20 protein-coding genes are annotated in these 25,812 nt (G+C 71.1%); 10 read left to right on the forward strand and 10 right to left on the reverse strand.

Annotated features, from left to right (window positions below):
- Positions 1 to 229 precede the first annotated feature (229 nt).
- Both IE212_RS28095 and IE212_RS28100 read left to right on the forward strand, forming a co-directional pair.
- Positions 230 to 2,101: a sialidase family protein gene (locus IE212_RS28095; protein WP_190200772.1), complete on the forward strand. Its 1,872-nt coding sequence runs from the start codon at positions 230 to 232 to the stop codon at positions 2,099 to 2,101.
- An 11-nt stretch (positions 2,102 to 2,112) separates the two neighbouring features.
- Positions 2,113 to 3,351 carry a DUF5005 domain-containing protein gene (locus IE212_RS28100; RefSeq protein ID WP_190200773.1) on the forward strand — a complete coding sequence of 413 codons (1,239 nt, stop codon included), beginning with the start codon at positions 2,113 to 2,115 and terminating at the stop codon, positions 3,349 to 3,351.
- Here the strand turns inward: IE212_RS28100 and IE212_RS28105 are convergent.
- Complete coding sequence (locus tag IE212_RS28105; RefSeq protein WP_190200808.1) at positions 3,287 to 4,300, reverse strand: bile acid:sodium symporter family protein; 1,014 nt, start codon at positions 4,298 to 4,300, stop codon at positions 3,287 to 3,289. The genes IE212_RS28100 and IE212_RS28105 overlap by 65 nt on opposite strands.
- Before the next feature lie 161 nt (positions 4,301 to 4,461).
- On the opposite strand from IE212_RS28105, the gene IE212_RS28110 reads away from it, so the two are divergent.
- The 3 genes from IE212_RS28110 (at position 4,462) to IE212_RS28120 (ending at position 8,468) form a co-directional block, all read left to right on the forward strand.
- On the forward strand, positions 4,462 to 5,340 hold the full coding sequence (locus IE212_RS28110; RefSeq protein WP_190200774.1) for a LysR substrate-binding domain-containing protein: 879 nt from the start codon (positions 4,462 to 4,464) through the stop codon (positions 5,338 to 5,340).
- Between the two features lie 341 nt (positions 5,341 to 5,681).
- Positions 5,682 to 7,508 (forward strand): AMP-dependent synthetase/ligase, encoded by a 1,827-nt coding sequence (locus tag IE212_RS28115; protein WP_190200775.1) that lies wholly within the window; start codon positions 5,682 to 5,684, stop codon positions 7,506 to 7,508.
- 168 nt (positions 7,509 to 7,676) lie between these two features.
- Positions 7,677 to 8,468: an aldo/keto reductase gene (locus tag IE212_RS28120; protein ID WP_190200809.1), complete on the forward strand. Its 792-nt coding sequence runs from the start codon at positions 7,677 to 7,679 to the stop codon at positions 8,466 to 8,468.
- 73 nt (positions 8,469 to 8,541) lie between these two features.
- Here IE212_RS28120 and IE212_RS28125 read toward each other — a convergent pair whose 3' ends face one another.
- Complete coding sequence (locus IE212_RS28125; protein ID WP_190200776.1) at positions 8,542 to 9,441, reverse strand: class I SAM-dependent methyltransferase; 900 nt, start codon at positions 9,439 to 9,441, stop codon at positions 8,542 to 8,544.
- Positions 9,442 to 9,578: 137 nt separating this feature from the next.
- Complete coding sequence (locus IE212_RS28130; protein WP_190200777.1) at positions 9,579 to 11,309, reverse strand: glycoside hydrolase family 6 protein; 1,731 nt, start codon at positions 11,307 to 11,309, stop codon at positions 9,579 to 9,581.
- Positions 11,310 to 11,713: 404 nt separating this feature from the next.
- Between IE212_RS28130 and IE212_RS28135 the strand changes: the two genes are divergently transcribed.
- Positions 11,714 to 14,632, forward strand: coding sequence for a glycoside hydrolase family 48 protein (locus tag IE212_RS28135; RefSeq protein ID WP_190200778.1), 2,919 nt, complete (start codon positions 11,714 to 11,716; stop codon positions 14,630 to 14,632).
- Between the two features lie 241 nt (positions 14,633 to 14,873).
- The gene (locus IE212_RS28140) at positions 14,874 to 17,528 is read left to right on the forward strand and encodes a cellulose binding domain-containing protein (protein ID WP_190200779.1); all 2,655 of its coding nucleotides are present in this window, start codon (positions 14,874 to 14,876) and stop codon (positions 17,526 to 17,528) included.
- Between the two features lie 53 nt (positions 17,529 to 17,581).
- On the opposite strand, the gene IE212_RS28145 is transcribed toward IE212_RS28140, so the two are convergent.
- From IE212_RS28145 to IE212_RS28155, 3 genes are all read right to left on the reverse strand, one after another.
- A complete protein-coding gene (locus IE212_RS28145; protein ID WP_190200780.1) occupies positions 17,582 to 18,193 on the reverse strand; it encodes a DUF4352 domain-containing protein in 612 nt (203 codons plus the stop codon).
- 106 nt (positions 18,194 to 18,299) lie between these two features.
- The gene (locus IE212_RS28150) at positions 18,300 to 19,055 is read right to left on the reverse strand and encodes a class I SAM-dependent methyltransferase (RefSeq protein WP_190200781.1); all 756 of its coding nucleotides are present in this window, start codon (positions 19,053 to 19,055) and stop codon (positions 18,300 to 18,302) included.
- A 4-nt stretch (positions 19,056 to 19,059) separates the two neighbouring features.
- Positions 19,060 to 19,365 (reverse strand): 4a-hydroxytetrahydrobiopterin dehydratase, encoded by a 306-nt coding sequence (locus IE212_RS28155; RefSeq protein ID WP_190200782.1) that lies wholly within the window; start codon positions 19,363 to 19,365, stop codon positions 19,060 to 19,062.
- 125 nt (positions 19,366 to 19,490) lie between these two features.
- Between IE212_RS28155 and IE212_RS28160 the strand changes: the two genes are divergently transcribed.
- On the forward strand, positions 19,491 to 20,297 hold the full coding sequence (locus IE212_RS28160; RefSeq protein ID WP_190200783.1) for a helix-turn-helix domain-containing protein: 807 nt from the start codon (positions 19,491 to 19,493) through the stop codon (positions 20,295 to 20,297).
- Here IE212_RS28160 and IE212_RS28165 read toward each other — a convergent pair.
- Entirely contained in the window at positions 20,279 to 20,704 is a 426-nt protein-coding gene (locus IE212_RS28165) for a hypothetical protein (protein ID WP_190200784.1), read from the reverse strand. The genes IE212_RS28160 and IE212_RS28165 overlap by 19 nt on opposite strands.
- Before the next feature lie 282 nt (positions 20,705 to 20,986).
- Here IE212_RS28165 and IE212_RS28170 point away from each other — a divergent pair, with 282 nt between their 5' ends.
- Both IE212_RS28170 and IE212_RS28175 read left to right on the forward strand, forming a co-directional pair.
- Entirely contained in the window at positions 20,987 to 21,850 is an 864-nt protein-coding gene (locus tag IE212_RS28170; RefSeq protein WP_190200785.1) for a Sco1979 family transcriptional regulator, read from the forward strand.
- Positions 21,851 to 21,974: 124 nt separating this feature from the next.
- Entirely contained in the window at positions 21,975 to 22,463 is a 489-nt protein-coding gene (locus IE212_RS28175) for a nitrate reductase molybdenum cofactor assembly chaperone (protein ID WP_190200786.1), read from the forward strand.
- 38 nt (positions 22,464 to 22,501) lie between these two features.
- On the opposite strand, the gene dnaK is transcribed toward IE212_RS28175, so the two are convergent.
- The 3 genes from dnaK to IE212_RS28190 all read right to left on the reverse strand — a co-directional run bounded on the left by dnaK (position 22,502) and on the right by IE212_RS28190 (position 25,774).
- On the reverse strand, positions 22,502 to 24,382 hold the full coding sequence (gene dnaK / locus IE212_RS28180) for a molecular chaperone DnaK (protein ID WP_190200787.1): 1,881 nt from the start codon (positions 24,380 to 24,382) through the stop codon (positions 22,502 to 22,504).
- Positions 24,383 to 24,446: 64 nt separating this feature from the next.
- Entirely contained in the window at positions 24,447 to 25,187 is a 741-nt protein-coding gene (locus IE212_RS28185; RefSeq protein WP_190200788.1) for a glycerophosphodiester phosphodiesterase family protein, read from the reverse strand.
- A gap of 158 nt (positions 25,188 to 25,345) precedes the next feature.
- A complete protein-coding gene (locus IE212_RS28190) occupies positions 25,346 to 25,774 on the reverse strand; it encodes an OsmC family peroxiredoxin (RefSeq protein ID WP_190200789.1) in 429 nt (142 codons plus the stop codon).
- Positions 25,775 to 25,812: the final 38 nt, after the last annotated feature.

Genomic DNA, 25,812 nt, shown 5'->3' on the forward strand with positions numbered 1-25,812 from the left:
GCCCTCCGGCAAGCAGGGGCACCGGGGCGCCGGTGCGGGGTCCCACCTACGAACGGTCGTCCTGATCTCCGGACGCACGGTTCTTGTCGGGATGTGTGAGGACAAGTACCGTCTGTGACCCCCACACATGGGACGTGGGATGTCCGGTTGTCCGCATCTCTGTCGCCCGGATGTCCGTTCCCATGCTCGGTGGCCCAGCCGACAGACCCATGAAGGGGCAGGTCGCGCCATGCCGTCAAGTCTTCGCGCACGTCTGAGATCCACCCTGACAGCCGTTCTCGCCGCCGCGGCGCTGCTCGCGCCCACAGGCCCGGTGCATGCCCAACCCGACAGATCATTACCGGAGTTCGAGCAACAGATCCTCTTCAAGGCCTCCCAGGACCCCGGCTACGCCTGCTTCCGGATCCCCGCGATCGTGCGGAGCACGGCCGGCACACTGCTCGCGTTCGCCGAGGGCCGCGTCCTCAACTGCGGGGACGCGGCCGACATCGACATCGTCGTCAAGCGCTCCACCGACGGCGGCCGCACCTGGGGCCCGCTCCAGGTGGTCAACGAGGGCGCGGGCGACACGCACGGCAACCCGGCTCCCCTCGTGGACCGCAGGACCGGCCGGATCCTGCTGGCCGAGACGTACAACACGGGCCGTACCGACGCGGGCAGCTGCTCCGTTCCCTGCGATCGCACCCCGCGTCTGCAGTACAGCGACGACGACGGCCGGACCTGGTCGGAGCCGCGCGACCTGAGCGACCAGATCCTGCCCGAGCACTGGAACTCCTGGTACGCCACCGGGCCCGTGCACGGCATCCAGCTCACCCGCGGCAGGCACGCCGGGCGGCTGGTGTTCGGCGTCAACACCGAGACGTGGGACGGCAGCCGGGTCACCGCGAACCATGCCGCGCTCATCGTCAGCGACGACGGCGGCGACCACTGGCGGGTCGGCGCCACCGACTCCTGGCCCATAGCTCAGGACGGTACGTTCCGGCAGAAGCCGTCCGAGGTGACGCTCACCGAACGCGCCGACGGCGCGATCCTCGTCAGCGGCCGGGAGCAGGACGGCACCGACCTGGGCCACCGCTCCCAGACCGTCAGCCGGGACGGCGGCGACAGTTTCGCCACGCCCTTCCGCGCCCTGCCGGATCTCTACACCCCGCAGGTCCAGGGAGCCACGCTGCGCCTGGGCAGGAGGATCCTGCTGTCCGCCCCGGCCGACCCCGACCGCCGCCGGACGATGATGGTCCGCTCCTCCTACGACGGCGGGCGCACCTGGGACAGCGTGGACCGGGGGACGGTCGTCACCACGGACTGGTCCGGTTACTCCGACATGGCCGCGGTCGGCTCCTCGACGGTGGGCCTGCTGTACGAGGGCGGCGCGGTCGACGCCCGGGACGAGATCCGCTTCGCCCGCTTCGGCGAGGACTGGCTGGAGCCACGCCGGGGCCGCGACCCGACCACGCGTGACGCGGCGGCCGGTGCCAAGCCCGCGGCCGTGCTCGGTGGTGCCGGGCGGACGGCCGGTGTGCGCGGCGGCGCGCTGTCCTTCGACGGCACCGACGACGCGGTACGCCTGCCGTTCCGGCCCCGGCTCCCGCTCGGGGACGGGGACTTCACGGCCTCGCTGTTCTTCCGCTACACGGCCACGACCGGCGAGCAGCCGTTGCTGTGGATGGGCGGCATCGGCGTCAACCAGCCCCAGATCTGGCTGCGCGGGGAGCCGGCGAGTGACCGGGTCCGGGGGCTCATCACCACCCGGTCGGGCGCGACGACCGTCAGGTCGGCCTCGGTGTGGACCGCCGGCGCCCACAACGACGGCCGCTGGCACCATCTGGCCCTGCGCCGGGGCGACGGGGAACTGACGCTCTTCGTCGACGGTTCGCCGGTCAGCACCGCGGATGTGCCGGGCTCGGTCAGCCGCAACAGCCCGTTCGGCGTGCACATCGGCCAGCGGATGGACAGCCGGGCGTTCCTGACGGGGGCGATCGACGACGTCCGCGTCTGGAACCGGGCCCTGACCGACCAGGAGCTGGCCTCCGGCGCCTCGGGCGCGGCCGCCTGGGGCACGGTGCTGTGGCTGCCCATGGACCAGGTGAGCGGCAGCAACTAATGTCACGGGGCGTGCCCGACGACGCATGCGCAGCACGAGCACGACAGCGCGCGGGAGTGGGGATCGGCCTGCTGCTGGTCCTGGTTCTCGGGGCCGCGCTGCTCATCGCCCTCCCGGAGGACGAGAGTCCGGACGATTACGGTGCCTGCCGGGCGCGCGCGGTCCGTTCCTGGCAGGCGGACGACGGCCTCACCGCCGAGTTCGCCCGCTACGGCGACGACGCGAGCCGCGCCGACGACTGGACCGGCGGCGACGGCACCCACTCGGTGCGGCTGCCCGACGGCCGGGTGCTGTGGCTGTTCTCGGACACCTATCTGGGCCGGGTGTACGGCCCGCCCAACCCCGCCGGTGAGCCGCATGCCTGGCGAGATGTCACCACGCCGTTGGTGCGCAACTCGGCCGTGCTGATGCGCGACGGGCGGCTGCGGAGCACCCTGCCCGCCCCGCTGTTCGCCGACCCGGCCCCGAACCAGTGGCGTTGGCCGGTCGCGGCCCGGGTCGAACCCCGCTCCCCCGGCTCCCCGGAGCAGGTCGTGCGGGTGCTGCTGTGGGTGCGCACGGCCGGCCAGGCCCCGTGGGTCTACGGCGTCCCCACCGCCACCGAGGTGGCCACCCTGTCCCTGCCCGGTCTGCGGGTGGAGTCGGTCGTCAAGGTGCTCGACCAGCAGCTGGTGCCGGATCCGTCCCGGCGCGTGCTGTTCGGCACGACGCTGGTCGAGGAGGACGGCTGGAGCTACGTCTTCGGCGGCGACGACGGCCAGGCCGCCTCCCGACCCGCCTCACACGCGTACGTGGCCCGGGTGCGGGAGGGCGGACTCGCGGATCCGGCGGCCTGGCAGTACTGGAACGGCTCGGCGTGGGCCGCCGGCGCCCGGCCCCGGCCGGTGCTCGGGGACGGGCGGCGCACGGGCGTGGGCAGCGCCTTCTCGGTCGTCCGGGACGACGGGGCGTACGTGCTGTTCACGATGGCCACCGGCACCAAGGGGCTGACCACCGTGGCGTCGTACTGGGCGTGCTCCCCGGCCGGGCCGTGGCACGGGCCCGCGAAGGAGTTCAGCCCGCCGCTGCCGCAGGGCCAGGTGGCCGCCTACAACCCGCAGGTCCATCCGGTGCTGAGCGGCGAGGGGCGTCTCGTGCTGAGCTACGACGTCAACTGGCTGGAAACGACGGGCGCCGCGGCACAGCTCAGCCGGAACGTGTCCCTGTACCGACCTCGGTTCGTGACGCTTCGGACGGCTCCGCGGCGGTGACCTCCGCACGGGGGTCGCGCGAACGGCGCTTGGCTATCACGGCGCAGACCATCAGCTGCATCTGGTGGAAGAGCATCAGCGGCAGCACGGCCGGCGAGGCGTGCGCGCCGAACAGGACGCTCGCCATGGGCAGTCCGGAGGCCAGGGACTTCTTCGAACCGGCGAACTGCAGGGTGATCCGGTCCTCCCGGCCGAAGCCCAGCGCCTTGCCGCCGTACCACGTCACCAGCAGCATCACGGCGAGGAGGACAGCTTCGGCGACGAGCAGCCCGGCCAGCCGGACGGGGCTGACCTGGTGCCAGATGCCCTGCGCCATGCCCTGGCTGAACGCGGTGTAGACGACGAGCAGGATCGAGCCCCGGTCCACCAGCCCGAGAACCTTTTTGTGCCGGGTGACGAAGCCTCCGATCCAGCGGCGCAGCAGCTGTCCGGCGAGGAACGGAACGAGCAGTTGCAGCACGATCCTCAGCAGCGAGTCGGCGGAGAACCCGCCGCCGCTGCCGCCCAGCAGCGATGCCGCGAGCAGCGGGGTGGCGATGATGCCGGCGAGCGAGGAGAAGGAGCCCGCGCAGATCGCGGCGGGCACGTTGCCCCTGGCCATGGAGGTGAAGGCGATCGACGACTGGACGGTCGACGGGACCAGTGTGAGGAAGAGCATGCCCTGGTACAGCGGGTGGGTAAGGATCACCGGCACCAGCCCTCGGGCCGCGAGACCGAGCAGCGGGAAGACGACGAAGGTGCAGGCCAGGACCGTGACGTGGAGGCGCCAGTGGCGCAGCCCGTCGAGCGCCTCACGGGTGGACAGCCGGGCCCCGTACAGGAAGAACAGACAGGCGATCGCCGCCGTGGACGCTCCGGATGCGGCATCGGCGACGGTGCCCCGGGCGGGGAACAGGGCCGCGGCACCCACCGTCGCGAGCAGGAGAAGGATGTACGGGTCGATCGGCATCCGACGCGGTCGGCGCAGGCGTTTCACGGTGCTCCACTGGCTCGAACGTGCGGGCGGTACGAGGGCCGGAGCGGCCCCCTCCCATCCTGCTCCCCCGGTCGGCGATCGGGAATCCCGTACAGCGCTCTCACTGCTATCGCGCTTCGCGATAACCTGAAGCCATGTACGACCCCTCCCATCTGCGCACCTTCCTGTCGGTGGCGCAGACGCTGAGCTTCACGCAGGCCGCGCGACGGCTCGGGCTGCGGCAGTCCACCGTCAGTCAGCACGTGCGGCGGCTGGAGGACGCCACCGGGCGGACGCTGTTCAGCCGGGACACGCACTCGGTGGAGCTCACGGAGGACGGCGAGGCCATGCTCGGTTTCGCCCGCCGGATCCTGGAGGTGCACGAGCAGGCGACGGCGTTCTTCACGGGCACCCGGCTGCGCGGCCGGCTGCGCTTCGGCGCGTCGGAGGACTTCGTGCTGACCCGGCTGCCGGAGATCCTCGAGGGCTTCCGGCACGACCACCCGGAGGTCGACCTGGAGCTCACGGTCGAGCTGTCGGGCACGCTGCACGAACAGCTCGCCGCCGGCAAGCTCGACCTCGTTCTGGCCAAGCGGCGGCCCGAGGACCCGCACGGCGAACTGGTCCGGCACGACCGGCTGGTGTGGATCGGCGCGGAACGCCTCCGGCTCGACCCCGGCCGCCCGGTACCGCTGATCGTCTACCCGCCGCCGGGCATCACCCGCGCGCTCGCCCTGGAGGCGCTGGAGCGCCAGGGCCGGGAATGGCGCGTGGTGTGCACCAGCGGCAGCCTCAACGGCCTGGTCGCGGCCGCGCGGGCGGGGCTCGGCGTGATGGCCCACTCCCGCGGCCTCATCCCGCCGGGCCTGGTCCGGGTCCCGGACCGCGCGGGCCTGCCGGAGCTGGGGCAGGTCGACTTCGTCGTGGTCCACGGCCGGCGCCGCACCTCCGCGCGGGGCGCGGCGGACGCCCTGGCGGCGGCGATCCTGTCCGGCGGGGACCGCCTGCACCGCAGCTCACGCAAGGACCTGTGACGGCCGGAGTGACGGAATCCGCCGCCGTCACGCTGAGAGAAGAGACCCTCGAAGAGACCCTCTGAGAGACCAGACCCTCCTGGGGCCGCACCGCGCCGCGCCATGCCGTGCCGTGCCCGGAGTCGTACAGATTCGGTGGAGATCACGGCACCGAAACTTACTCAACCGTCAGGTTTCTGTCCGACCCTTCCCCATGTGAGCGTTTTTTCCCCCGGTGACCGGCATCGACGAGGACGCCGCCGGCCTTCAGCCCCCTCCCGTACCCCGGCCCTGTGGGGTAGCTTCCATGGCGCTGTGCGGAGCGTCACTCGACAGAAGCGCTGAGGAGCGGGGAGCGGGGTTTGCGCGAGTTTTCCAACCCTCCGTTGGCATTGGCGCCTCCGGTGGGCGGTCTGGCCGACGTGGTCTTCCAGCATGCCCAGGAGGAGCCGCTGCGCATCGCCCTGGGGCGCAAGGACGAGTCCGGGCAGTGGCGGGACGTCACCGCCGCCGAGTTCCGTGACGAGGTGCTCGCCCTGGCCAAGGGGCTGCTGGCGAGCGGCATCCGGTTCGGCGACCGGGTCGCCATCATGTCCCGGACACGCTACGAGTGGACGCTGTTCGACTACGCGCTGTGGACGATCGGCGCCCAGGTCGTGCCGGTCTACCCGACCTCCTCGGCCGAACAGTGCTTCTGGATGCTGTACGACGCCGAGGTGACGGCCGCGGTCGTGGAGCACGAGGACCACGCGATGACGGTCGCCACCGTCATCGACCGGCTGCCGCGGCTGCGCCGCCTGTGGCAGCTCGACTCGGGGGCCGTACAGGAGCTGTACGACGCCGGCGCGCACCTCGACGACGAGGTGGTGCACCGCCACCGGCAGGCCGTCACCCCCGACTCGGTCGCCACCGTCATCTACACCTCGGGCACCACGGGCCGCCCCAAGGGCTGTGTCATCTCGCACGGCAACTTCATGTACGAGGCGGACACCGTCATCGAGCGCTGGGAGCCGGTGTTCCACTCCAAGCGCGGCGACGAGGCGGCCACCCTGCTGTTCCTGCCGCTGGCACACGTCTTCGGGCGGATGGTTCAGGTCGCGGCGATACGCGGCGGGGTGAAGTTCGGCCACCAGCCGCAGCTGAACGCGGCGGCCCTGCTGCCCGACCTCGCCGCCTTCAAGCCGACGTTCTTCCTGGCCGTGCCGTACATCTTCGAGAAGGTGTTCAACGCAGCCCGCCGCAAGGCCGAGAAGGAGGGCCGCTCCGGCCCGTTCGAGAAGGCCGTGGACATCGCGATCAAGTACGCCGACGCGGTGGAGGCCAAGGCCTGGGGCGTCGGGCCCGGCCCGTCGGCGGGCCTGCGCATGCAGCACCAGCTGTTCGACAAGCTCGTCTACACCAAGATCCGCGCGGCGATGGGCGGCCGCATCCGGCACGCCATGTCGGGCGGCTCGGCGATGGACCGGCGGCTCGGGTTGTTCTTCGCCGGGGCGGGCGTGCACATCTACGAGGGCTACGGCCTGACGGAGTGCACGGCCGCCGCGACCGCCAACCCGCCCGGACGCACCCGGTTCGGCACGGTCGGCCGGCCCATCCCGGGCGTGACCGTGCACATCGCCGACGACGGCGAGATCTGGCTGCACGGCCAGAACGTCTTCCAGGGCTACCTCAACAACCCGAAGGCCACCGACGAGACCCTGCACGACGGCTGGCTGGCCACCGGCGACCTCGGCTCGCTCGACGAGGACGGCTACCTCACCATCACCGGCCGCAAGAAGGAGATCCTGGTCACATCCGGCGGCAAGAGCGTCTCGCCCGGTGTGCTGGAGGAGCGCGTCCGGGACCATCCGCTGGTCAGCCAGTGCATCGTCGTCGGCAACGACCGCCCGTACATCGCCGCCCTGGTGACCCTCGACCAGGAAGCCGTGGAGCACTGGCTGACCATGCGGAACAAGCCGCGGATGTCCCACGCGGAGCTGGTGCGCGACGCGGACCTGGAGACGGAGGTGCGGCGCGCGGTCGTCGCGGCCAACACCCTCGTCTCCCAGGCCGAGTCGATCCGCACCTTCCGCATCCTGGCCCAGCCGTTCACCGAGGAGCACGGGCTGCTGACCCCGTCCCTGAAGCTGAAGCGCAAGGCGATCGAGAAGGCGTACGAGAACGAGGTCGAGGCACTGTACCGGGCGTGAGGTCGGCCCCGCGGGGCATGTGTCGCTTCGGAACTCTCCCGTCCGGCGGTCATCAGGAATACCGCACCGCTCGTGATCGTTGACGGTGGGAGCACACCTGACCACTTACCGAAGGATCGAGAGCTCGTGAGCAAGGTCCCCCCGATCAAGCTGAACAACGGCGTCGAGATGCCCCAGCTGGGCTTCGGCGTCTGGCAGGTGCCGGACGACGAGGCCGCGACGGCCGTCGCCACGGCGCTCGAGGCCGGGTACCGCAGCATCGACACAGCGGCGATCTACGGCAACGAGGAGGGCACCGGCAAGGCCATCGCCGCGTCCGGTCTGCCCCGTGAGGAGCTCTTCGTCACCACGAAGCTCTGGAACGCCGACCAGGGGTACGACTCCACGCTGCGCGCCTTCGACACGTCGCTGCAGAAGCTCGGCCTGGACTTCGTCGACCTGTACCTGATCCACTGGCCGACGCCGGAGCGGGGTCTGTACGTCGACACCTACAAGGCGTTCGAGAAGCTGCACGCCGACGGCCGGATCCGGGCCATCGGTGTCTCCAACTTCCTTCCCGAGCACCTGGAGAGGCTGATCGGCGAGACGTCGGTCGTCCCCGCGGTGAACCAGATCGAGCTGCACCCCCACCTGCAGCAGCAGGCCTCCCGTGAGTACCACGCGGAGCAGGGCATCGCCACCGAGGCCTGGTCTCCGATCGGCCAGGGCAAGGGCCTGCTGGAGGTCCCGGCGATCGTGGCCATCGCCCGGAAGCACAACCGCACCCCGGCCCAGGTGGTGCTGCGCTGGCACATCCAGCTGGGCAACGTGGTGATCCCGAAGTCGGTGACCCCGTCCCGGATCAAGGAGAACATCGACGTCTTCGACTTCAGCCTGGACACCGAGGACCTGGCGGCCATCAGCGCCCTCAACGAGGACCGCCGCCTGGGCCCGGACCCCGCGGAGTTCAACGGAGCGTGAGCCGTACGGCGGTGCCCCGGTCCGGGAGCCCTGAGGGGCACGGACCGGGGCACCGCCCGTTCGCCGCCCTGTGTCAGACCGCCCGCACCGCCGTGTGCACGGTGTGGGCCTCCAAGACGAACACGTCCGGACGGTGGTGCACGCTCGCCTCGTCGTCGGGGTCGAGGAGCCGGTCGATGGTCGCGAGGTCCTCGGGGTCGAACCCGTCCGTGATCCTCTCGCGCAGGTGTGACAGGGCCGCGGCGACATAGGCGCGGGCCCGGTCCGAGACGGGTGCGGGAAGGTCCAGGAGGAACGTGTGTGTCCTGGTGTGCTTCAGGCCCGCGGCGGCCAGCAGGGCCGGCCAGTCCTCCGTCTCCGCCACGTGGCCGGGCAGCTCCGTGCGCATCCGCGTGAACCACTCCGCCTCCACCGCGTCGATCCGCGCCTGGAGGCCGGGTCGGCCGATGCCGATGTCGCGCGGCAGGAACCGCGGAGGCAGACCGCCCTCCATCAGGGCCAGCGTCCCGCCGGGCGCCAGTCGCGCCGCGAACGCGGCGAGCGCGGCCCGCTGGTCGCCCAGGTGATGCAGGCTGCGGCTCGCCCAGAGCAGGTCGGCGGGGTAGTCCAACTCGTCCAGCACTCCGGGGAGTTCGCCGGTGAGCGTACCGAAGCGGTCGGCGACCCCCTGCCGCTCCGCGCGCGCCCGGGCCCGCTCCAGCAGCGGTTCGGAGCCGTCCACGGCCACGATCCGGGCGCCCGGGAACGCCTCGGCGAACAGGCACGACACGACACCCGGTCCGCTCCCCGCGTCGACGATCAGGCCAGGCTCGGTCACCTCCTGTCCCAGCCAGGCCAGGGCCCGCTCGTACAGCGGCGCGAACAGTTCCGCCGAGGACTCCAGCATCGGTCCCAGCGCGGCCCAGTCGAGGTCCGTGTGGTCGTGGTGGTGGCGGTGGCCGTGCTCGGGGTGGTGGTCGTGCTCGTGCGTCATGGTGGTCAGCCTCTCGCTCGGATGCCGTCAGCCTGCGCCGACGCACCGGGAGAGGGCCACCGCTGTTGCCGCTCCCGCAAAAAGGATCCGCCGGGGCCGGGGCCCCGGCGGATCCGTGGGGACGGGGTGTCAGGCGGTCAGGACAGCGGCGGGTACGCGTTCTGCATCAGCTGCCGGAACTGGGCGGAGAACCACTGCCCCGACAGCGGCGCGTCCGGCAGGGCACCGGACATGTTGTTGTTGTTGCGCGGGTTGCCCGTGTAGGTGGGGTCGCACATCCGGTCGAAGCCCTTGCCCTCGTCGTTCGGGATCTGCTTGCTCGCCCCGTCGGATTCGCCCGGGGGCTTCATCCACACGTAGGCGTCGATCCCGGCGGCCGGATTGGCCTGCGGCCGCTCGCCGAGGCCGGCTCCGGACTGGTTGCACCAGTTGCCGGGGTGGATGCGGCGGTCGTAACGGCCGCCCTCGACGTAGGTGTCGACGGAGGTCCGCGCGCCGGGGCCGGTGGGCCGGGCGGTGCCGCCCCAGCCGTTGCGGGAGGTGTCGATCAGCATGCCGATGCCGGAGGGGAACCCGATCGACACGAGCTGGCCGCGCATGGCCTGGGCGAAGGACAGCTCGTCGGTGTAGCGGTTCCAGTCGACCCACTTGGACTCGCGGACGGACTTGCCGGCCACGTTGTCGTTGATGGAGAAGTTCTCCTCCTTCAGGGCGCTGTAGTTCGCCGTGTTGGTGATGAAGCCGTGGACGTCGTTGACGGTCGCGCCCTCGGCCGTCGCCGCCTGCTTGAACATGGTCGCCGAGGGGCCGAAGTTGTCGTCCCAGCCGATCCAGCCGTGGTGCCCGGCGTCGATGTAGTTGTAGACGTTCGGCACGTCGCCGAGCTTGTTCAGCGCGTAGCCGACGCCCTTGACGTAGTTGCCGTTGGCCTTCATCACGTCGCACTGCGGGACGGCCGTGGGACGGCTGCCGGTGTTGGTGACGAGGTTCGGCAGCGAGTCGATCTCGACGGTGGTGACGATCCGCAGCGAGGCGTACTTCGGGTCGGCGAGGATCGCCTTGATCGGGTCGATGTACTCCGTCTTGTAGCGGTCGATCTCCGTCGGGCCGAGTTCGCCGTTGGAGGCGAGGGCGGAGCAGTCCCGGCCGGGCAGGTTGTAGATCACGAGCTGGACGACGAGCTCGCCGGAGCCCTTCTGGCGCAGCGCCTCGTCGAGGTGGGCGCGCAGGCCCATCTTGCCGCCGGCTCCGTTGATCGCCGCGGTGCGGTCCAGCCAGACACCGGTCGGCTGGTTGGCGACGCGGCTGCCGCCCGGCTCGGCGGCGGCGTTCGCGGACCACTCCGGGTTCACGTACACCTTGGCGCCGCTGTACGGGTTGTCGACCCGGTTGGACGGGCCGCCCGGGTCCGGCGGATCGGTGGGGCCGCCGGGACCGCCGGGACCGCCGTCGTCGACGTTGCAGGTCACGCCGTCGAGGGTGAAGGCGGCCGGGATCGCGTTGCTGCCGCTGTAGCTTCCCTGGAATCCGAAGCTGACCGAACCCCCGGTTCCCAGCTGGGCGTTGTAGCTCTCGTTCGAAGCGGTGACGGCCGCACCGCTCTGACTGAGCCTGGCGTTCCAGCCACTGGTGACCTTCTGGTTCCCGGCGTACGACCACTTCAGCGACCAGGCGGACTTCGCGGCGCTGTTGTTGGTGATGGTCACGGCGGCGGTGAAGCCGGTGCTCCACTGGTTCTGGATCTTGTAGTCGACGGTGCAGGGGACGGCGGCGGCGCCGGCCCCGCCGGGGTCGACGGCGAACGCGGTGCCGGTCGCGCCGGCGACCAGGGCCATCGCGGCCAGTAACGCTGTTCTGGTACGGCTCATGAGGGGGGATATCCCTTTCGGTCGTGGGGGTGGCGGCCGTTCGGGGCGCGCTCCGGCAAGGACATGGGGAACTACCCGGCACCGGCGCTCGCGCAGCCGGGGACGGCCGCGTCGGCGGCGGCTCAAAGTACTGAACGCGAGAGGTGTCGCTCGAGCGACTCCTCGCAGGTCGGGCATGCCGTGACGGACGCGTCGACTGATGGAATCGCTCCCACTGGTGTCCAGGAAGGTAGCGCCAAGTTCCGGCGAAGAACAGGGGAGTCACTGACTTTCGCTCAACTCACCGCGTCGAATCTTTTCGACTCTTCAAGGACCTTGACCGATACCACCCCCGTCCTCACTATGGGAGCGCTCCCACTGGTTCAAGCCTTGACTTCTCCGAGCCGCAAGGAGGAACCAGCACCATGCATCCCCCACCCCGGAGGCGGAGAGCCGTGCGGCGTCTGTGGACCGCCGCGCTCGCAGCTCTCGCGCTTCCGTTGACGATGCTCTCCTCAGGGTCGACTCCCGCGCAGGCGGCGGCACTTCAGTGCAGTGTCGACTACAAGACGAACGACTGGGGCTCCGGTTTCACGGTGGACCTGACCCTGACCAACCGCGGCACGGACGCCATCGACGGCTGGACGCTGACGTACGCCTACTCCGGCAACCAGAGGCTGGGCAACGGCTGGAACGGCACCTGGTCGCAGTCGGGCCGGAACATCACCGTGAAGAACGCCCCCCACAACGCGCGGGTCGCCGCGGGCGCCGCCGTCTCCACCGGTGCCCAGTTCAGCTACAGCGGCAGCAACACCGCGCCGACGTCCTTCTCGGTCAACGGCACCGCCTGCACCGGCGCGCACCAGCCGCCCATCACCGTGCTGACGAGCCCGGCCCCGGGCGCCGTCTACACCCAGGGGGCGGCGGTCCCGCTGGCCGCCACAGCCGCAGCCGCCGACAACGCCACGATCAGCAAGGTCGAGTTCTACGACGACACCAAGCTGCTCGGCACGGACACGAGCGCGCCCTACACGCTGTCCGTGACGGACTTGGCCGTGGGCAGTCATTCCCTGGTGGCGAAGGCGTACGACAGCATGGGGGCCTCCGCGGACTCCACTCCGGTCGGCATCACGGTCGCCTCCGGTCCCACCGTCGTCGCCTCGCCGCTCCAACTGGGCGTCCAGTCGGGCAAGTCGGGCACGTACGAGGTGAAGCTGTCCAAGCAGCCGGCCTCCGACGTGACGGTGACGTCGGCCCGTGCGAGCGGCAACTCGGGCCTGTCGGTGTCGGCCGGCGCCTCGCTCACCTTCACCCCGCAGAACTGGAACACCGCGCAGAAGGTGACCGTCACGGCCGCGGACTCCGGAACCGGTTCCGCCGTCTTCGAGTCGACCGCGCCGGGCCACGCCAAGGCCTCGGTCACCGTGACCCAGCTGGCGGCGGCGAAGGTCTACGACGCCCGCTTCCTGGAGCTGTACGGGAAGATCACCAACCCGGCGAACGGCTACTTCTCCCCCGAGGGCATCCCGTACCACTCGGTCGAGACGCTGATCGTCGAGGCGCCGGACCACGGCCACGAGACCACCTCGGAGGCGTACAGCTACCTCCTGTGGCTCCAGGCCATGTACGGCAAGGTGACCGGCGACTGGTCCAAGTTCAACGGCGCGTGGGATCTGATGGAGAAGTACATGATCCCGACCCGTGCGGACCAGCCGACGAACTCCTTCTACAACGCCTCCAAGCCGGCGACCTACGCCCCGGAGCTGGACACCCCCGACGAGTACCCGGCCAAGCTCGACTCGGGCGTCTCGGTGGGCCGGGACCCGATCGCGGCCGAGCTGAAGAGCGCGTACGGCACGGACGACGTCTACGGTATGCACTGGCTGCAGGACGTCGACAACGTCTACGGCTACGGCAACGCGCCCGGCAAGTGCGAGGCGGGCCCGTCGGACACCGGCCCGTCGTACATCAACACCTTCCAGCGCGGTGCGCAGGAGTCGGTGTGGGAGACGGTGCCGCAGCCGACCTGCGACGCCTTCAAGTACGGCGGCAAGAACGGCTATCTGGACCTGTTCACCGGTGACTCGTCCTACGCCAAGCAGTGGAAGTTCACCAACGCCCCGGACGCCGACGCGCGCGCCGTGCAGGCCGCCTACTGGGCCGACCTGTGGGCGAAGCAGCAGGGCAAGGGCGGGGACGTCTCCGGGACGGTCGCCAAGGCGGCCAAGATGGGCGACTACCTGCGCTACTCGATGTACGACAAGTACTTCAAGAAGGTCGGCAACTGCGTCGGTCCCTCGGCCTGCCCGGCGGGAACCGGCAAGGACGCCTCGTTCTACCTGATGTCCTGGTACTACGCCTGGGGCGGCGCCACGGACACCAGTGCCGGCTGGGCCTGGCGCATCGGCTCCAGCCACGCCCACGGCGGCTACCAGAACCCGCTGGCCGCCTACGCGCTCGCCAACTACGCCCCGCTGAAGCCGAAGTCGGCGACGGGTGCGGCCGACTGGGCCAAGTCCATGGACCGGCAGCTGGAGTTCTACCGCTGGCTCCAGTCGGACGAGGGCGCCATCGCGGGCGGCGCCACCAACAGCTGGCAGGGCCGGTACGCGACCCCGCCTTCGGGCAAGTCGACGTTCTACGGCATGTACTACGACGAGAAGCCGGTGTACCACGACCCGCCGTCCAACCAGTGGTTCGGCTTCCAGGCGTGGTCCATGGAGCGGGTCGCCGAGCTGTACCAGCAGACCGGGAACGCGCAGGCCAAGACGGTCCTGGACAAGTGGGTCGACTGGGCGCTGTCCAAGACCACGTTCAACCCGGACGGCACGTACCGCATCCCGTCGACGCTGCAGTGGTCGGGCCAGCCCGACACCTGGAACGCCGCCAGTCCCGGCTCCAACAGCGGGCTCCACGTCACCGTCGCCGACTACACCAACGACGTCGGGGTGGCGGCCGCGTACGCCAAGACGCTGACGTACTACGCCGACCGGTCCGGTGACACGGAGGCCGCTGCGGCCGCGAAGAAACTGCTGGACGGGATGTGGGCCAACCACCAGGACGCACTCGGGGTCGCCGTCGCGGAGACCCGCGCGGACTACAACCGGTTCGACGACCGGGTGGTCGTGCCGAGTGGCTGGACGGGCACGATGCCGAACGGTGACGCGATCAACTCGTCGTCGACGTTCGAGTCGATCCGGTCCTTCTACGAGGACGACCCGGCCTGGTCGAAGATCGAGAGTTACCTCGCGGGCGGGGCGGTTCCGTCCTTCACGTACCACCGGTTCTGGGCTCAGGCGGACATCGCGCTGGCCATGGGCTCGTACGCGGAGCTTCTCGAATAGCCCCCGCCGGGCGCTCCGCGGGTGGGCGGGATCTCGGCTGCGGGTCCGTTGTGGCTGGTCGCGCCCGCGCGGCGGCAGCCGCATGTCGACGCAGCCCCGCGCCCCCAAAAACACCAAGGTGCGCCCGAAGCTCTGCGTACGCGGCCCTGCACCTGACGCGGGGCCACCTCGGCCGGGCGGTTCCCACCAGCACTGGGAGCCGCCCGGCCCTCGCACGTTCCCCTCACGGAAGGACCCCACCGTGCGAAGAACCAGCATTCTCACGGCAGTGCTGGCGCTGGCCGCCGGCCTGCTGTCGGGCTCCCCCGGCGCCCTGGCCGCCGATCCTCCACCGGAGAGGATCGCCGCCGATACGTACACCTGGAAGAACGCCCGGATCGACGGGGGCGGCTTCGTCCCCGGGATCGTCTTCAACCGCTCCGAGAAGAACCTCGCGTACGCCCGCACCGACATCGGCGGTGCCTACCGCTGGCAGGAGTCCTCGAAGACCTGGACGCCGCTGCTCGACTCCGTCGGGTGGGACGACTGGGGCCACACCGGGGTCGTCAGCATCGCGTCGGACTCCGTCGATCCGAACCGGGTGTACGCGGCGGTCGGGACGTACACCAACAGCTGGGATCCGAAGAACGGCGCGGTGATGCGGTCCACCGACCGCGGCGCGAGCTGGCGGAAGACCGGACTGCCGTTCAAGCTGGGCGGCAACATGCCGGGACGGGGCATGGGCGAGCGGCTGGCGGTCGACCCGAACCGGAACAGCGTGCTGTATCTGGGCGCGCCCAGCGGCAAGGGACTGTGGCGGTCGACGGACTCGGGGGTCACCTGGTCGCAGGTCGCGAACTTCCCCAACGCCGGCACCTACGTGCAGGACCCGGGCGACACCTCCGGCTACGCGTCCGACAACCAGGGCATCGTGTGGGTCACCTTCGACGAGTCCACCGGTACCGCCGGGAACGCCACGAAGACGATCTACGTCGGGGTCGCCGACAAGGACAACGCGGTGTACCGGTCGACGGACGCGGGCGCGAGCTGGCAGCGGCTGGCCGGGCAGCCCACCGGCTACCTCGCCCACAAGGGCGTCCTGGACGCGAAGAACGGGCACCTCTACCTCGCCTACAGCGACAAGGGCGGGCCGTACGACGGCGGCAAGGGCCAGTTGTGGCGGTACACGACCGGCACCGGTGCCTGGAAGGACATCAGCCCGGTGGCGGCGGCCGACACCTCCTACGGCTTCAGCGGGCTGACCGTGGACCGCCGAAAGCCCGGCACGGTCATGGCGACGGCGTACAGCGCCTGGTGGCCGGACACACAGATCTTCCGCTCCACGGACAGCGGTGCGACCTGGACCAAGGCGTGGGACTACACGTCGTATCCGGACCGCGAGAACCGCTACACGATGGACGTCTCGTCCTCGCCGTGGCTGACCTGGGGCGGGAACCCGCAACCACCCGAACAGACACCCAAGCTCGGGTGGATGACGGAGGCTCTGGAGATCGACCCGTTCGACTCCGCTCGCATGATGTACGGGACCGGCGCGACGGTCTACGGCACCGAGAACCTCACGAACTGGGACAGCGGCGGCAAGTTCACCGTCAAGCCGATGGCGCGGGGGCTGGAGGAGACGGCGGTCAACGACCTCGCCTCTCCTCCGTCGGGCGCGCCGTTGCTCAGCGCGCTCGGTGACGTCGGCGGGTTCCGGCACACGGACCTGACCAAGGTTCCGTCGATGATGTTCACCCAGCCCAACTTCACCACGACCACGAGCCTGGACTTCGCCGAGTCGGATCCGAACACGGTCGTCCGGGTCGGTGACCTCGACTCGGGCCCGCACATCGCGTTCTCCACGGACAACGGCGCCAACTGGTTCGCCGGAAAGGACCCTTCCGGTGTCAGCGGCGGCGGCACGGTCGCCGCGGCGGCGGACGGCAGCCGGTTCGTGTGGAGCCCGCAGGGTGCCGGCGTGCACCACACCACGGGCTTCGGCACCTCGTGGCAGGCGTCCGGCGGTATCCCCGCCGGGGCGGTCGTCGAGTCGGACCGCGTCGACCCGAAGACCTTCTACGGCTACAAGTCCGGGAAGTTCTACGTCAGCGCGGACGGCGGGGCGACGTTCAAGGAGTCCCCGGCGACCGGGCTGCCCGGGGGTGACAGCGTCCGCTTCAAGGCCCTGCCCGGCGGGAAGGGCGACGTCTGGCTGGCGGGCGGCGCGAGCGACGGGGCGTACGGCCTGTGGCACTCCACGGACGGCGGGGCGAGTTTCACGAAGGTGCCGGGCGTCGAGCAGGCCGACACCATCGGCTTCGGCAGGGCGGCGCCCGGCGCCTCCTACCAGACCCTCTACACCAGCGCGAAGATCGGCGGGGTGCGCGGCATCTTCCGCTCCACGGACAAGGGCGCGAGCTGGACTCGCGTCAACGACGACGCCCACCAGTGGGGCTGGACGGGCGCGGCGATCACCGGTGACCCGCGCGTCTACGGCCGCGTCTACGTCTCCACCAACGGACGTGGCGTCATCTACGGCGACACCTCCGGCGGCGGGACGACGGACCCGGGTCCGGGCCCCGGCCCGGCGCCCGGCGGTGCCTGCGCGGTGACCTACAAGGTCACGAGCCAGTGGCCGGGCGGCTTCCAGGGCGAGGTCCAGCTCACCAACACCGGCACCGCCCCCTGGACCGGCTGGTCCCTCACGTGGTCCTTCTCCGACGGCCAGAAGCTGACCCGGGCGTGGAACGCGGAAGCGGCGCAGTCGGGTACGACGGTCACCGCGAAGAACGTCGGCTGGAACGGCAACGTGGCCACAGGCTCCTCGGTGAGCTTCGGCTTCACGGCGAGCTGGTCGGGGACGAACACGAAACCGACCGCGTTCAGGCTGGGTGAACGGAGCTGCGCGGTCGCCTGACCGGGCCGTCGAGGGCGCGCGCCGGGCACGGCCGCGCCCTCGGTGTGGTGGTCCTACAGCTTCCACTCACCTACCTGCTCGGCGAAGCCCGATTCCATCGCGAACGAGACGGTGGCCGCCTTCGACGCCTTCGGCACCTCGAACACGACCCAGCCGAGCGCCTTGGCCCCGGGCTTGAGCCGCACGTCGGACGACATGGACGGGCCGGCCGTGATGTCGGCGAGGACGGTCCCGAACTGCTGGCCCTGGTCGTCGGCTATCTGCGCGCCGTTCCCGGGACTGTCCGAGTAGGCCTTGGTGCCGGTGTTCACGAGCCGGAACTGCACGCCGACCCAGCGCCTGCCGTCCTCGGGGGCGAAGAACTCGTCGCCGGACTCGGCGTTGTCGACGACCTTGACGACGGTGACGTCGAGCCCGCTTCCGCTCTCCGTGCCCTTGAGGGCGATCGTGTCGCCCACCCCGGCGACCTCGGGAGGGGCACTCTTCTCGGCGGCGGGCTCCTTCTCGGCGCCGCCGCCTTCGGCCTTGGCGGAGGCCTTCGCCTTCGGCTTGTCGACGATCTCGTCACCGGTGCCGGAGCCACAGGCGGTCAGGCCGAACGCGGCGACGACGGCGGCCGCGGTGGCGGCGAGGCGTATGCGGGTGCGGGTGCGGGTGCGGAACATGTTCTCCCCAGGTTTCGATGGTACGCGGGTGAAGGACCCGTGAAGAACTGTGATGGTTGTACACCTCACGAAAAAAGTCGTACTCCTGAGGCAACCTGACAGACCGTTATGGCGTCCGCCGGCCGGGTTTCCGGAAGGCCCGGAGCGTGAAGACCGGGTCCGGGCGGGGGCGGTCCTGGTCGGGGAGGTCAGCCAGGCGGGCGGCGAAGCCGTCGGCCAGCGGGTCACCAGGGGGCAGGGTGACGAACCAGCCGCGACGGAGATCGGCGATCGTGCGCCGGGGGCTGCGGCCCTGCCCGCGCCCCCGGAAACGGGCCCGCCCGGCGGGGACCAGGCCGTGTCCGGTTGCGTAGGCCTCTATGTCCGCCGCCGCGTCGCGGACCGGGCTGGGCGGGCGGGAGGCCAGGACGGCATCGATGTCACTGCCCACGTTGTGGGAGGCGGCCTTGTCGACGGTGGTGACGTAGACCCCGCCGGGTCGCAGCACCCGGGCACACTCGCCGATGATGGCCCGCGCATCGGCGGGACCGGCCGCCAGGTGCAGCAGCCACACGCTGCTCACGACATCGAACTCGTCGTTCCGGAAGGGCAGCCGCCGGCTGTCGGCGAGCACCACGGCACCGGGCAGCCGGGTGGCGGCCTGCCGGGCCATGGCGGGAGCCAGGTCCACGCCGGTCACCCGCATGCCGTCGCGCGCGGCGGCGACCCGCCGGGTCACGATGCCGGTGCCGCAGGCGACGTCCAGCAGACTGCGGGTCCCCGGCGGCACGAATCCCAGCACGGCCTCCGCGGCGGCGGCCGCCCTGGGCTCGCCACCGCGTGAGGCGTCGTACCGCTCCGCTTCCCTGTCGTAGTCGAGCACCCGGTCAGTGTGCCCCGTGCCCGGGGGCCAGGTCCTCCACCTTGCGGGCCAGCTCGAAGTCCTTCCCGGTGACGGCGCCGCCCGCGCTGTGCGTGTGGACGGACAGGGCCACCGTGTTGTATCCGAGCGTGAGGTCGGAGTGGTGGTCGAGCTCCTCCTGGACCTGGGCGACGTGCACGACCATCGCGGTCGCGGCGAAGTGCGAGCCGAGCCGGTAGGAGCGGGTCAGGCGGCCCTCGTCGAGCGACCAGCCCGGCAGCTCCGCCAGCCGGTCCTCGATCTCCTTCTGCGACAGCGGTTCGACGGGCATGGGCTGCGCTCCTTCCCTTGCGCCGGTGTCGTCCTCCTGCTCTCAGCCTGCCACAGCGGGACGTCGTGGTCGTGTCCGCAGGGCGCGCCTGTCCGGCGCCGCCGGCTCTCGGATACGGTCCTGGCATGACCACTCACCCGTCCACCGCGGAGAAGGGCGTGGGCCCGCTGCTGCGGGCCTGGCGGGAGCAGCGGCGGGTCAGCCAGCTGGAGCTGGCCCTGCGCGCCGACTCCTCGGCCCGCCACATCAGCTTCGTCGAGACGGGCCGTTCCCGGCCCAGCGAGGAGATGCTGCTGCGGCTGGCCGAGCATCTGGACATCCCCGTGCGGGGGCGCAACGCGCTGCTGCTGGCGGCCGGTTACGCCCCGCGCTACCCGCATACGCCGCTCGACGATCCGGCGCTGGGCGCGGTGCGTGAGGGCATCGAGCGGCTGATCGGGGGTTACGAGCCGTACCCGGCGGTGGTGGTGGACGCGCTGTACAACGTGGTGGCCGCCAACCGGGGGTTGATGACACTGGCCGAGGGTGTCTCCGAGTCGCTGCTGGAGCCACCGCTGAACGCGATGCGGCTCGCGCTGCACCCACAGGGCCTGGCGCCCCGGATCCGCAATCTGCGTGCCTGGCGGGACCACCTGCTGGAGCAGATGGAGGGGCAGATCGCGCTGCACCGCTCCGAGCCGTTGCGGGCCCTGTACGAGGAGGTGGCGGCGTATCCGGTGCCCGACGCCGATCCGGCGGAGGAGCCTTTGGAGCCCGTGCCGTACTTCGCGCTGCCGCTGCGGATCGAACACGAGGGGCGGACACTGTCGTTCCTCTCCTCGATCTCGACGTTCAACACCCCGATGGACGTGACCGTCGCGGAGCTGGCCATCGAGACGCTGCTTCCGGCCGACCCGGCGACGGCCAAGTACCTTCAGGGCCTCGCCTTCTGACGGTCCCTCAGGGCAGCGTGCTGGAGAACGGCGAAGCCGGTCACGACCAGCGCCTGGAGCACCGTCCACACGGCGCCCGGTGTGCTCGGCGTGAGCCACAGCGCCAGGGCCACCAGGCTGGCCACCGTCCAGGCGAGGTTGGCCTCGACGACGGCCCGGACACCGAGCGCCGGCGGTTCCGGGCGGGACGCCAGCAGGCCCACGCCCGCGGCGTAGACGGTGAGGAACGCGCCCAGCGCGAGCAGCAGCCCGGAGTCGACGCCGAGGAAGCGGCCGAGGGGGCCGGAGAGGGCGAGGTAGGCGAGGGCGTTGGCGCCGGTCACCACGGCGTCCAGGGCCAGGAAGCGGCGCAGCGTCGACTGCGGGGAAGAGGTCCGGGCGAGCGCGGCGAGCTGGGTCGTGGACATGGGGCATCACCCTCCGTCGGGTCGTGGTGCGGTGGCTGGGGACGGCCGCGGGCCCAGGGCGCCACGGCCGGGTGGCAGCGGGCCCGGGGCCCGGGCCGGAGTGCGCCGGTCCGGCCCCCGGTACGTCCACGATCCCGTTCCGGCCGCGCCCGGTCGATTACCCGCGGGGTAATGGCCCGGCGCCCGGTCCCTTCGTGCGATCTCCTCCCCACCGGCCCTGTGGGACCGGCTGCGGAACGTGGCACACTGATCGCGATCACGGGCGCGTTGGGGAGGCGGGGCGTGAGTGAACGGCGGGCCGCACCGACCGTGGGCCAGGTGGTGCTGGGCAAGCGGTTGCAGGAGCTGCGTGAGGCGGCGGGCCTCAGTCGCGACGAGGCCGCCCGGGTGCTGCGGGTCGCCCCCGCGACCGTCCGCCGGATGGAGACGGCCGACGTCGCGCTGAAGATCCCGTACGTGCAGATCCTGCTGACCGCGTACGGGGTGGCCGACGACGAGGTGACGGCGTTCGTCGGGCTCGCCGAGGAGGCGAACCGGCCGGGCTGGTGGCAGCGGTTCCACGACGTGCTGCCCGATTGGTTCAGCCTCTACGTGAGCCTGGAGGGCGCCGCCCGGATCATCCGCTCCTACGAGCCGCACTTCGTTCCGGGACTGCTCCAGACGGAGGGGTACGCGCGTGCCGTTCTGGAGGCGGGCACCATCGGGAACTCCGGGCCGGACGCCGTGGAGCGGCACGTGTCGCTGCGGCTGGAGCGGCAGCGGCTCCTGGAACGCGAGAATCCGCCGCACCTGTGGGTGATCATGGACGAGACGGTGCTGCGCCGGCCGGTGAGCGTCGACAGCCGGGTGATGCGCGACCAGCTGGACAAGCTGCTGGAGTACTCCGCGCGGGACCGCGTCACGCTCCAGGTCGCCGAGTTCGAGGACGGGCCGCATCCCGGGACGTACGCACCGTTCTCGCTGTTCCGCTTCGCCGAGCCCGAACTGCCCGACATGGTCTTCACCGAGTACCTGACCGGCGCGCTCTACCTCGACTCCGCCAAGGAGGTCTCCGCGCATCTGGAGGTCCTCGACCACATGACGGCGGGTGCCGCGTCGCCGCAGCGTACGGAGGGGCTGCTGCGGGAGTACCGCGACAGCTTCTGAGCCCGACCCCCGGCCGTTTTCCCTGGTCACAGCGCGGTTCTGACCCGTACGGGCCCGGTCGGCAGGTGTGCTGCGCCGCGCGCCCTTAGCGTCGGGACCACGGGGCGCACGCGAAGGAGGTCCGATGCCCGGGTTCGAGGTGCTGTACCAGGCGGCCGCGCTGTGCCTGATGTACCCCGACGACGGCTTCCGAGCCCGCCTGCCGCTGCTGCGTGAAGCCGCCCCGCAGCTGAGGGAGTTCGCCGACCACGCGGCGCTCACCCCGCCAGGGGAGCTGGCCGCGCACTACGTCGAGGTCTTCGAGTCCGGGCAGGACCTCAGCCTGTATCTGAGCGCCTGGCGCGAGGCGGCACCGGCGCCCTCCGAGGAGATCTACCGCGCGCACGGCCTCAAGACCACCGGCGAGGAGCCACCGGACTTCCTCCCCGCGGTTTTGGAGTTCGCGGCCCGCACCGGCAGCGCCGAGCTGCTGACCGAGCACCGCGACGGCCTGGACCGGCTGCGGTCCCAGCTCACCGCGTTCGGCACGCCGTACGCGACGGTCCTGGACGCGGTGTGCGCGACGCTGCCGCCCGCGCACACCGGGTCCCAGGAGGCCGGCAGAGGCGACTGAAACCTCGCGGGAGAGTCTCTCGGCAACCGGAGTTCGGCCTATGCGGCGCCGCCCTCCCGGTCGCGCTGGTCCTTCTCCTCGTCCACGATCTCCGCGTCGACCACGCCCTCCTCGTCCTGCGGCGGGGTGGGGGTCTCCTCGGCGGGAGTCCCCTCGGTGGGTGTCTGCTGGGCCTGGGCGTACATCGCCTGGCCCATCTTCTGGCTGACCGAGGCGAGCTTCTCGACAGCGGCGCGCAGGGCGGCCGTGTCCGCCTGCTGCTCCAGCTGTCCCTTGACGTCCAAGACGGCCGACTCGACCTCGGACTTCGTCTCGGCCGGGATCCGGTCGCCGTTGTCACGGAGGAAGTTCTCGGTCTGGTAGACGAGTTGCTCGGCCTGGTTGCGGGTCTCGGCCGCCTCTCGGCGTTGGCGGTCCTCCTCCGCGTACTGCTCGGCCTCGCGCATCATGCGGTCGATGTCGTCCTTGGGCAGGGCCGAGCCGCCGGTGACCGTCATCTTCTGTTCGCGGCCGGTCGCCAGGTCCTTGGCGGAGACGTGCATGATGCCGTTGGCGTCGATGTCGAAGGCCACCTCGATCTGCGGGACTCCGCGCGGCGCCGGTGGCAGGCCCGTCAGGTCGAAGACGCCGAGCTTCTTGTTGTACGCGGCGATCTCCCGTTCGCCCTGGTAGACCTGGATGCCGACCGAGGGCTGGTTGTCCGCCGCCGTGGTGAAGATCTCCGAACGCCGCGTCGGGATGGTGGTGTTGCGCTCGATGAGCTTCGTCATGATGCCGCCCTTGGTCTCGATGCCCAGGGACAGCGGCGTGACGTCGAGCAGCAGCACGTCCTTGACGTCGCCGCGGATGACGCCCGCCTGGAGCGCGGCGCCGACCGCCACGACCTCGTCGGGGTTGACGCCCTTGTGCGGTTCCTTGCCGGTGAGTTCCTTGACCAGGTCCGTCACGGCGGGCATCCGGGTCGAGCCGCCGACGAGGATCACGTGGTCGATCGCGGAGAGTTTCACACCGGCGTCCTCGACCGCCTGGTGGAAAGGCTTCTTGCAGCGGTCGAGCAGGTCCTGGGTGAGCTCCTGGAACTGGGCCCGGGTGAGTTTCTCGTCCAGGTGCAGCGGCCCTTCCGACGAGGCCGTGATGTAGGGCAGGTTGATCGTCGTCTCGGTGGAGCTGGACAGCTCGATCTTGGCCTTCTCGGCGCCCTCGCGGAGCCGCTGCACGGCCATCTTGTCGCTGCCCAGGTCGACGCCGTACTGCCCCTTGAAGCGCTTGACGAGGTACTCGACGATCCGCTGGTCCCAGTCGTCGCCGCCCAGGTGTGTGTCGCCGTTGGTGGCCTTCACCTCGATGACGCCCTCGCCCATCTCCAGCAGCGACACGTCGAAGGTGCCGCCGCCGAGGTCGAAGACGAGCACCGTCTGGTCGTTCTCCTTGTCCAGCCCGTAGGCCAGTGCCGCGGCCGTCGGCTCGTTGATGATCCGCAGCACCTTCAGGCCCGCGATCTCCCCGGCCTCCTTGGTCGCCTGCCGCTGACTGTCGTCGAAGTACGCCGGGACGGTGATCACCGCGTCGGTGACGTCCTCGCCGAGGTAGGACTCGGCGTCCCGCTTCAGTTTCTGCAGCACCCGCGCGGACAGTTCCTGCGCCCGGTAGCGCGTGCCGTCGATGTCACCCTGCTCGGGGAAGTGCCAGTGCGCGTCCCCCATGTGGCGCTTGACCGAGCGGGCGGTGCGCTCGACGTTCGTCACGGCCTGCCGCTTGGCCACCTCCCCGACCAGCACCTCACGGTTCTTGGCGAACGCCACGACCGAGGGTGTGGTTCTGGCCCCCTCCGCGTTGGCGATGACGGTGGGCTCGCCGCCTTCCAGCACGGCGACCACCGAGTTCGTGGTTCCGAGGTCGATCCCGACCGCACGTCCCATCGCTGTCCCCTTCCGCCAGGGCGGCTCTCCACACTCTCCAGCACAAAACTTGAGTGCGCTGTTGTCAATGCCGCGGATGGGTGACCGGCCCGCGCAGCTCCACCGCGCGCCGGGGCCGGTCGGTGACGAGCACGTCCACGCGGGGATGGGCGAGGAAGGCGCGCATCAGGGTGTCGTCGTTGACGGTCCACACCATGGTGAACAGTCCGTGCCGGGTCGCCTCGCGCAGCACGTTGGTCCTGGCCAGCCGCTGGTGCACGGCGACGCCGTGGGCTCCGCAGGCCCGGATGCGGCGGGCCGGGAACAGCTCGCTCAGCCGGGTGCCGGGCAGCCGCGCCAGGGCCAGCTCTTTGCGGTCGCGCCCCAGGGACAGCGCGGTGCGCACTCCCGGGAAGCCGTGCGTGACGGCGGCGACGGAACGGTCCTCCAGCGTCGTCACGACCAGCCCGTCCGCGCCGAGCAGGGCCACCGCCCGGTCGATCACCTCCCGCTCGTAGCCCGCCTCCTTCAGGTCCAGGTGCGCCACGAGCTTCCCGGCGATCAGCGCCATGACCTCGTCCACCACCGGCACGTCGTATCCGGCCCGCTCGCTCAGCTGGGCGTGGGTGAGCGCGGACAGCGGCGGTCCGGTGGGCCCGACGCGGGGGTCGTGGTAGACGACGAGGACGCCGTCGGCCGTGCGGCGGATGTCGAACTCGACGTACTCCGCGCCGGACCCGATCGCGTCCTTGTACGCCTCCCAGGTCGCGGCGCCGGCGCGCTCGGAGCCGCCCCGGTGGGCGGAGACGGCGGGGCGTGGCCTCATGGTCGCGGACTCCCGGAGGGCGAGCGGGGCGGCGGAAGGGGTACGGCGTCGTCGCCGGGCCCCGGCAGCAGCGAGCCGGAGCGGCGGCGTGGGGGGCGAACCGACGACGTCGCGCGGGCGGCCCCGGTGGGCGGCCCGCGCGACGTCGGTGAACGGGGTCAGGCGAGCTTGGCGGTCAGGGTGATGGGCGTGGCCTTGAGGGCCTGGCTGACGGGGCAGCCGACCTTGGCCTCGTCGGCGGCGGCCTGGAAGGCCGCCTCGTCGATGCCGGGGACGGTGCCCTCGACGGTGAGGTGGATGCCGGTGATGCCCTCGCCGGGCTGGAAGGAGACGTCGGCGGAGGTGACGAGCTTGGTGGGCGGCGTGCCGGCCTTGTTGAGGATGTTGGAGAAGGCCATCGAGAAGCAGCTGGAGTGGGCGGCGGCGATCAGCTCCTCGGGGCTGGTCTTGCCGTTCGCCTCCTGGGCGCGCGAGGCCCACGTGACCGGCTGCTCGCCGATGGCCCCGGAGGAGTCGAAGGTGACGACGCCGTTGCCCTCGAGGAGGTTGCCTTCCCAGACGGTGTGTGCGGAGCGCGTGGTAGCCACGGTTCTTCCTTTCGCGTGCGGACTCGCGTGCGGGCCCC

The organism is Streptomyces djakartensis (assembly GCF_014651075.1).
GTDB lineage: Bacteria > Actinomycetota > Actinomycetes > Streptomycetales > Streptomycetaceae > Streptomyces > Streptomyces djakartensis.

Bases quoted from the DNA above. Each gene is read 5' to 3' on its own strand.
- IE212_RS28125 (WP_190200776.1), bottom strand. From the start codon at position 9,441: ATGACGCACGAGCACGACCACCACCCCGAGCACGGCCACCGCCACCAC.
- IE212_RS28135 (WP_190200778.1), top strand. From the start codon at position 11,714: ATGCATCCCCCACCCCGGAGGCGGAGAGCCGTGCGGCGTCTGTGGACC.
- IE212_RS28105 (WP_190200808.1), bottom strand. From the start codon at position 4,300: ATGCCGATCGACCCGTACATCCTTCTCCTGCTCGCGACGGTGGGTGCC.
- IE212_RS28145 (WP_190200780.1), bottom strand. From the start codon at position 18,193: ATGTTCCGCACCCGCACCCGCACCCGCATACGCCTCGCCGCCACCGCG.
- IE212_RS28165 (WP_190200784.1), bottom strand. From the start codon at position 20,704: ATGTCCACGACCCAGCTCGCCGCGCTCGCCCGGACCTCTTCCCCGCAG.
- dnaK (WP_190200787.1), bottom strand. From the start codon at position 24,382: ATGGGACGTGCGGTCGGGATCGACCTCGGAACCACGAACTCGGTGGTC.
- IE212_RS28160 (WP_190200783.1), top strand. From the start codon at position 19,491: ATGACCACTCACCCGTCCACCGCGGAGAAGGGCGTGGGCCCGCTGCTG.
- IE212_RS28130 (WP_190200777.1), bottom strand. From the start codon at position 11,309: ATGAGCCGTACCAGAACAGCGTTACTGGCCGCGATGGCCCTGGTCGCC.
- IE212_RS28110 (WP_190200774.1), top strand. From the start codon at position 4,462: ATGTACGACCCCTCCCATCTGCGCACCTTCCTGTCGGTGGCGCAGACG.
- IE212_RS28120 (WP_190200809.1), top strand. From the start codon at position 7,677: ATGCCCCAGCTGGGCTTCGGCGTCTGGCAGGTGCCGGACGACGAGGCC.
- IE212_RS28185 (WP_190200788.1), bottom strand. From the start codon at position 25,187: ATGAGGCCACGCCCCGCCGTCTCCGCCCACCGGGGCGGCTCCGAGCGC.
- IE212_RS28155 (WP_190200782.1), bottom strand. From the start codon at position 19,365: ATGCCCGTCGAACCGCTGTCGCAGAAGGAGATCGAGGACCGGCTGGCG.
- IE212_RS28095 (WP_190200772.1), top strand. From the start codon at position 230: ATGCCGTCAAGTCTTCGCGCACGTCTGAGATCCACCCTGACAGCCGTT.
- IE212_RS28175 (WP_190200786.1), top strand. From the start codon at position 21,975: ATGCCCGGGTTCGAGGTGCTGTACCAGGCGGCCGCGCTGTGCCTGATG.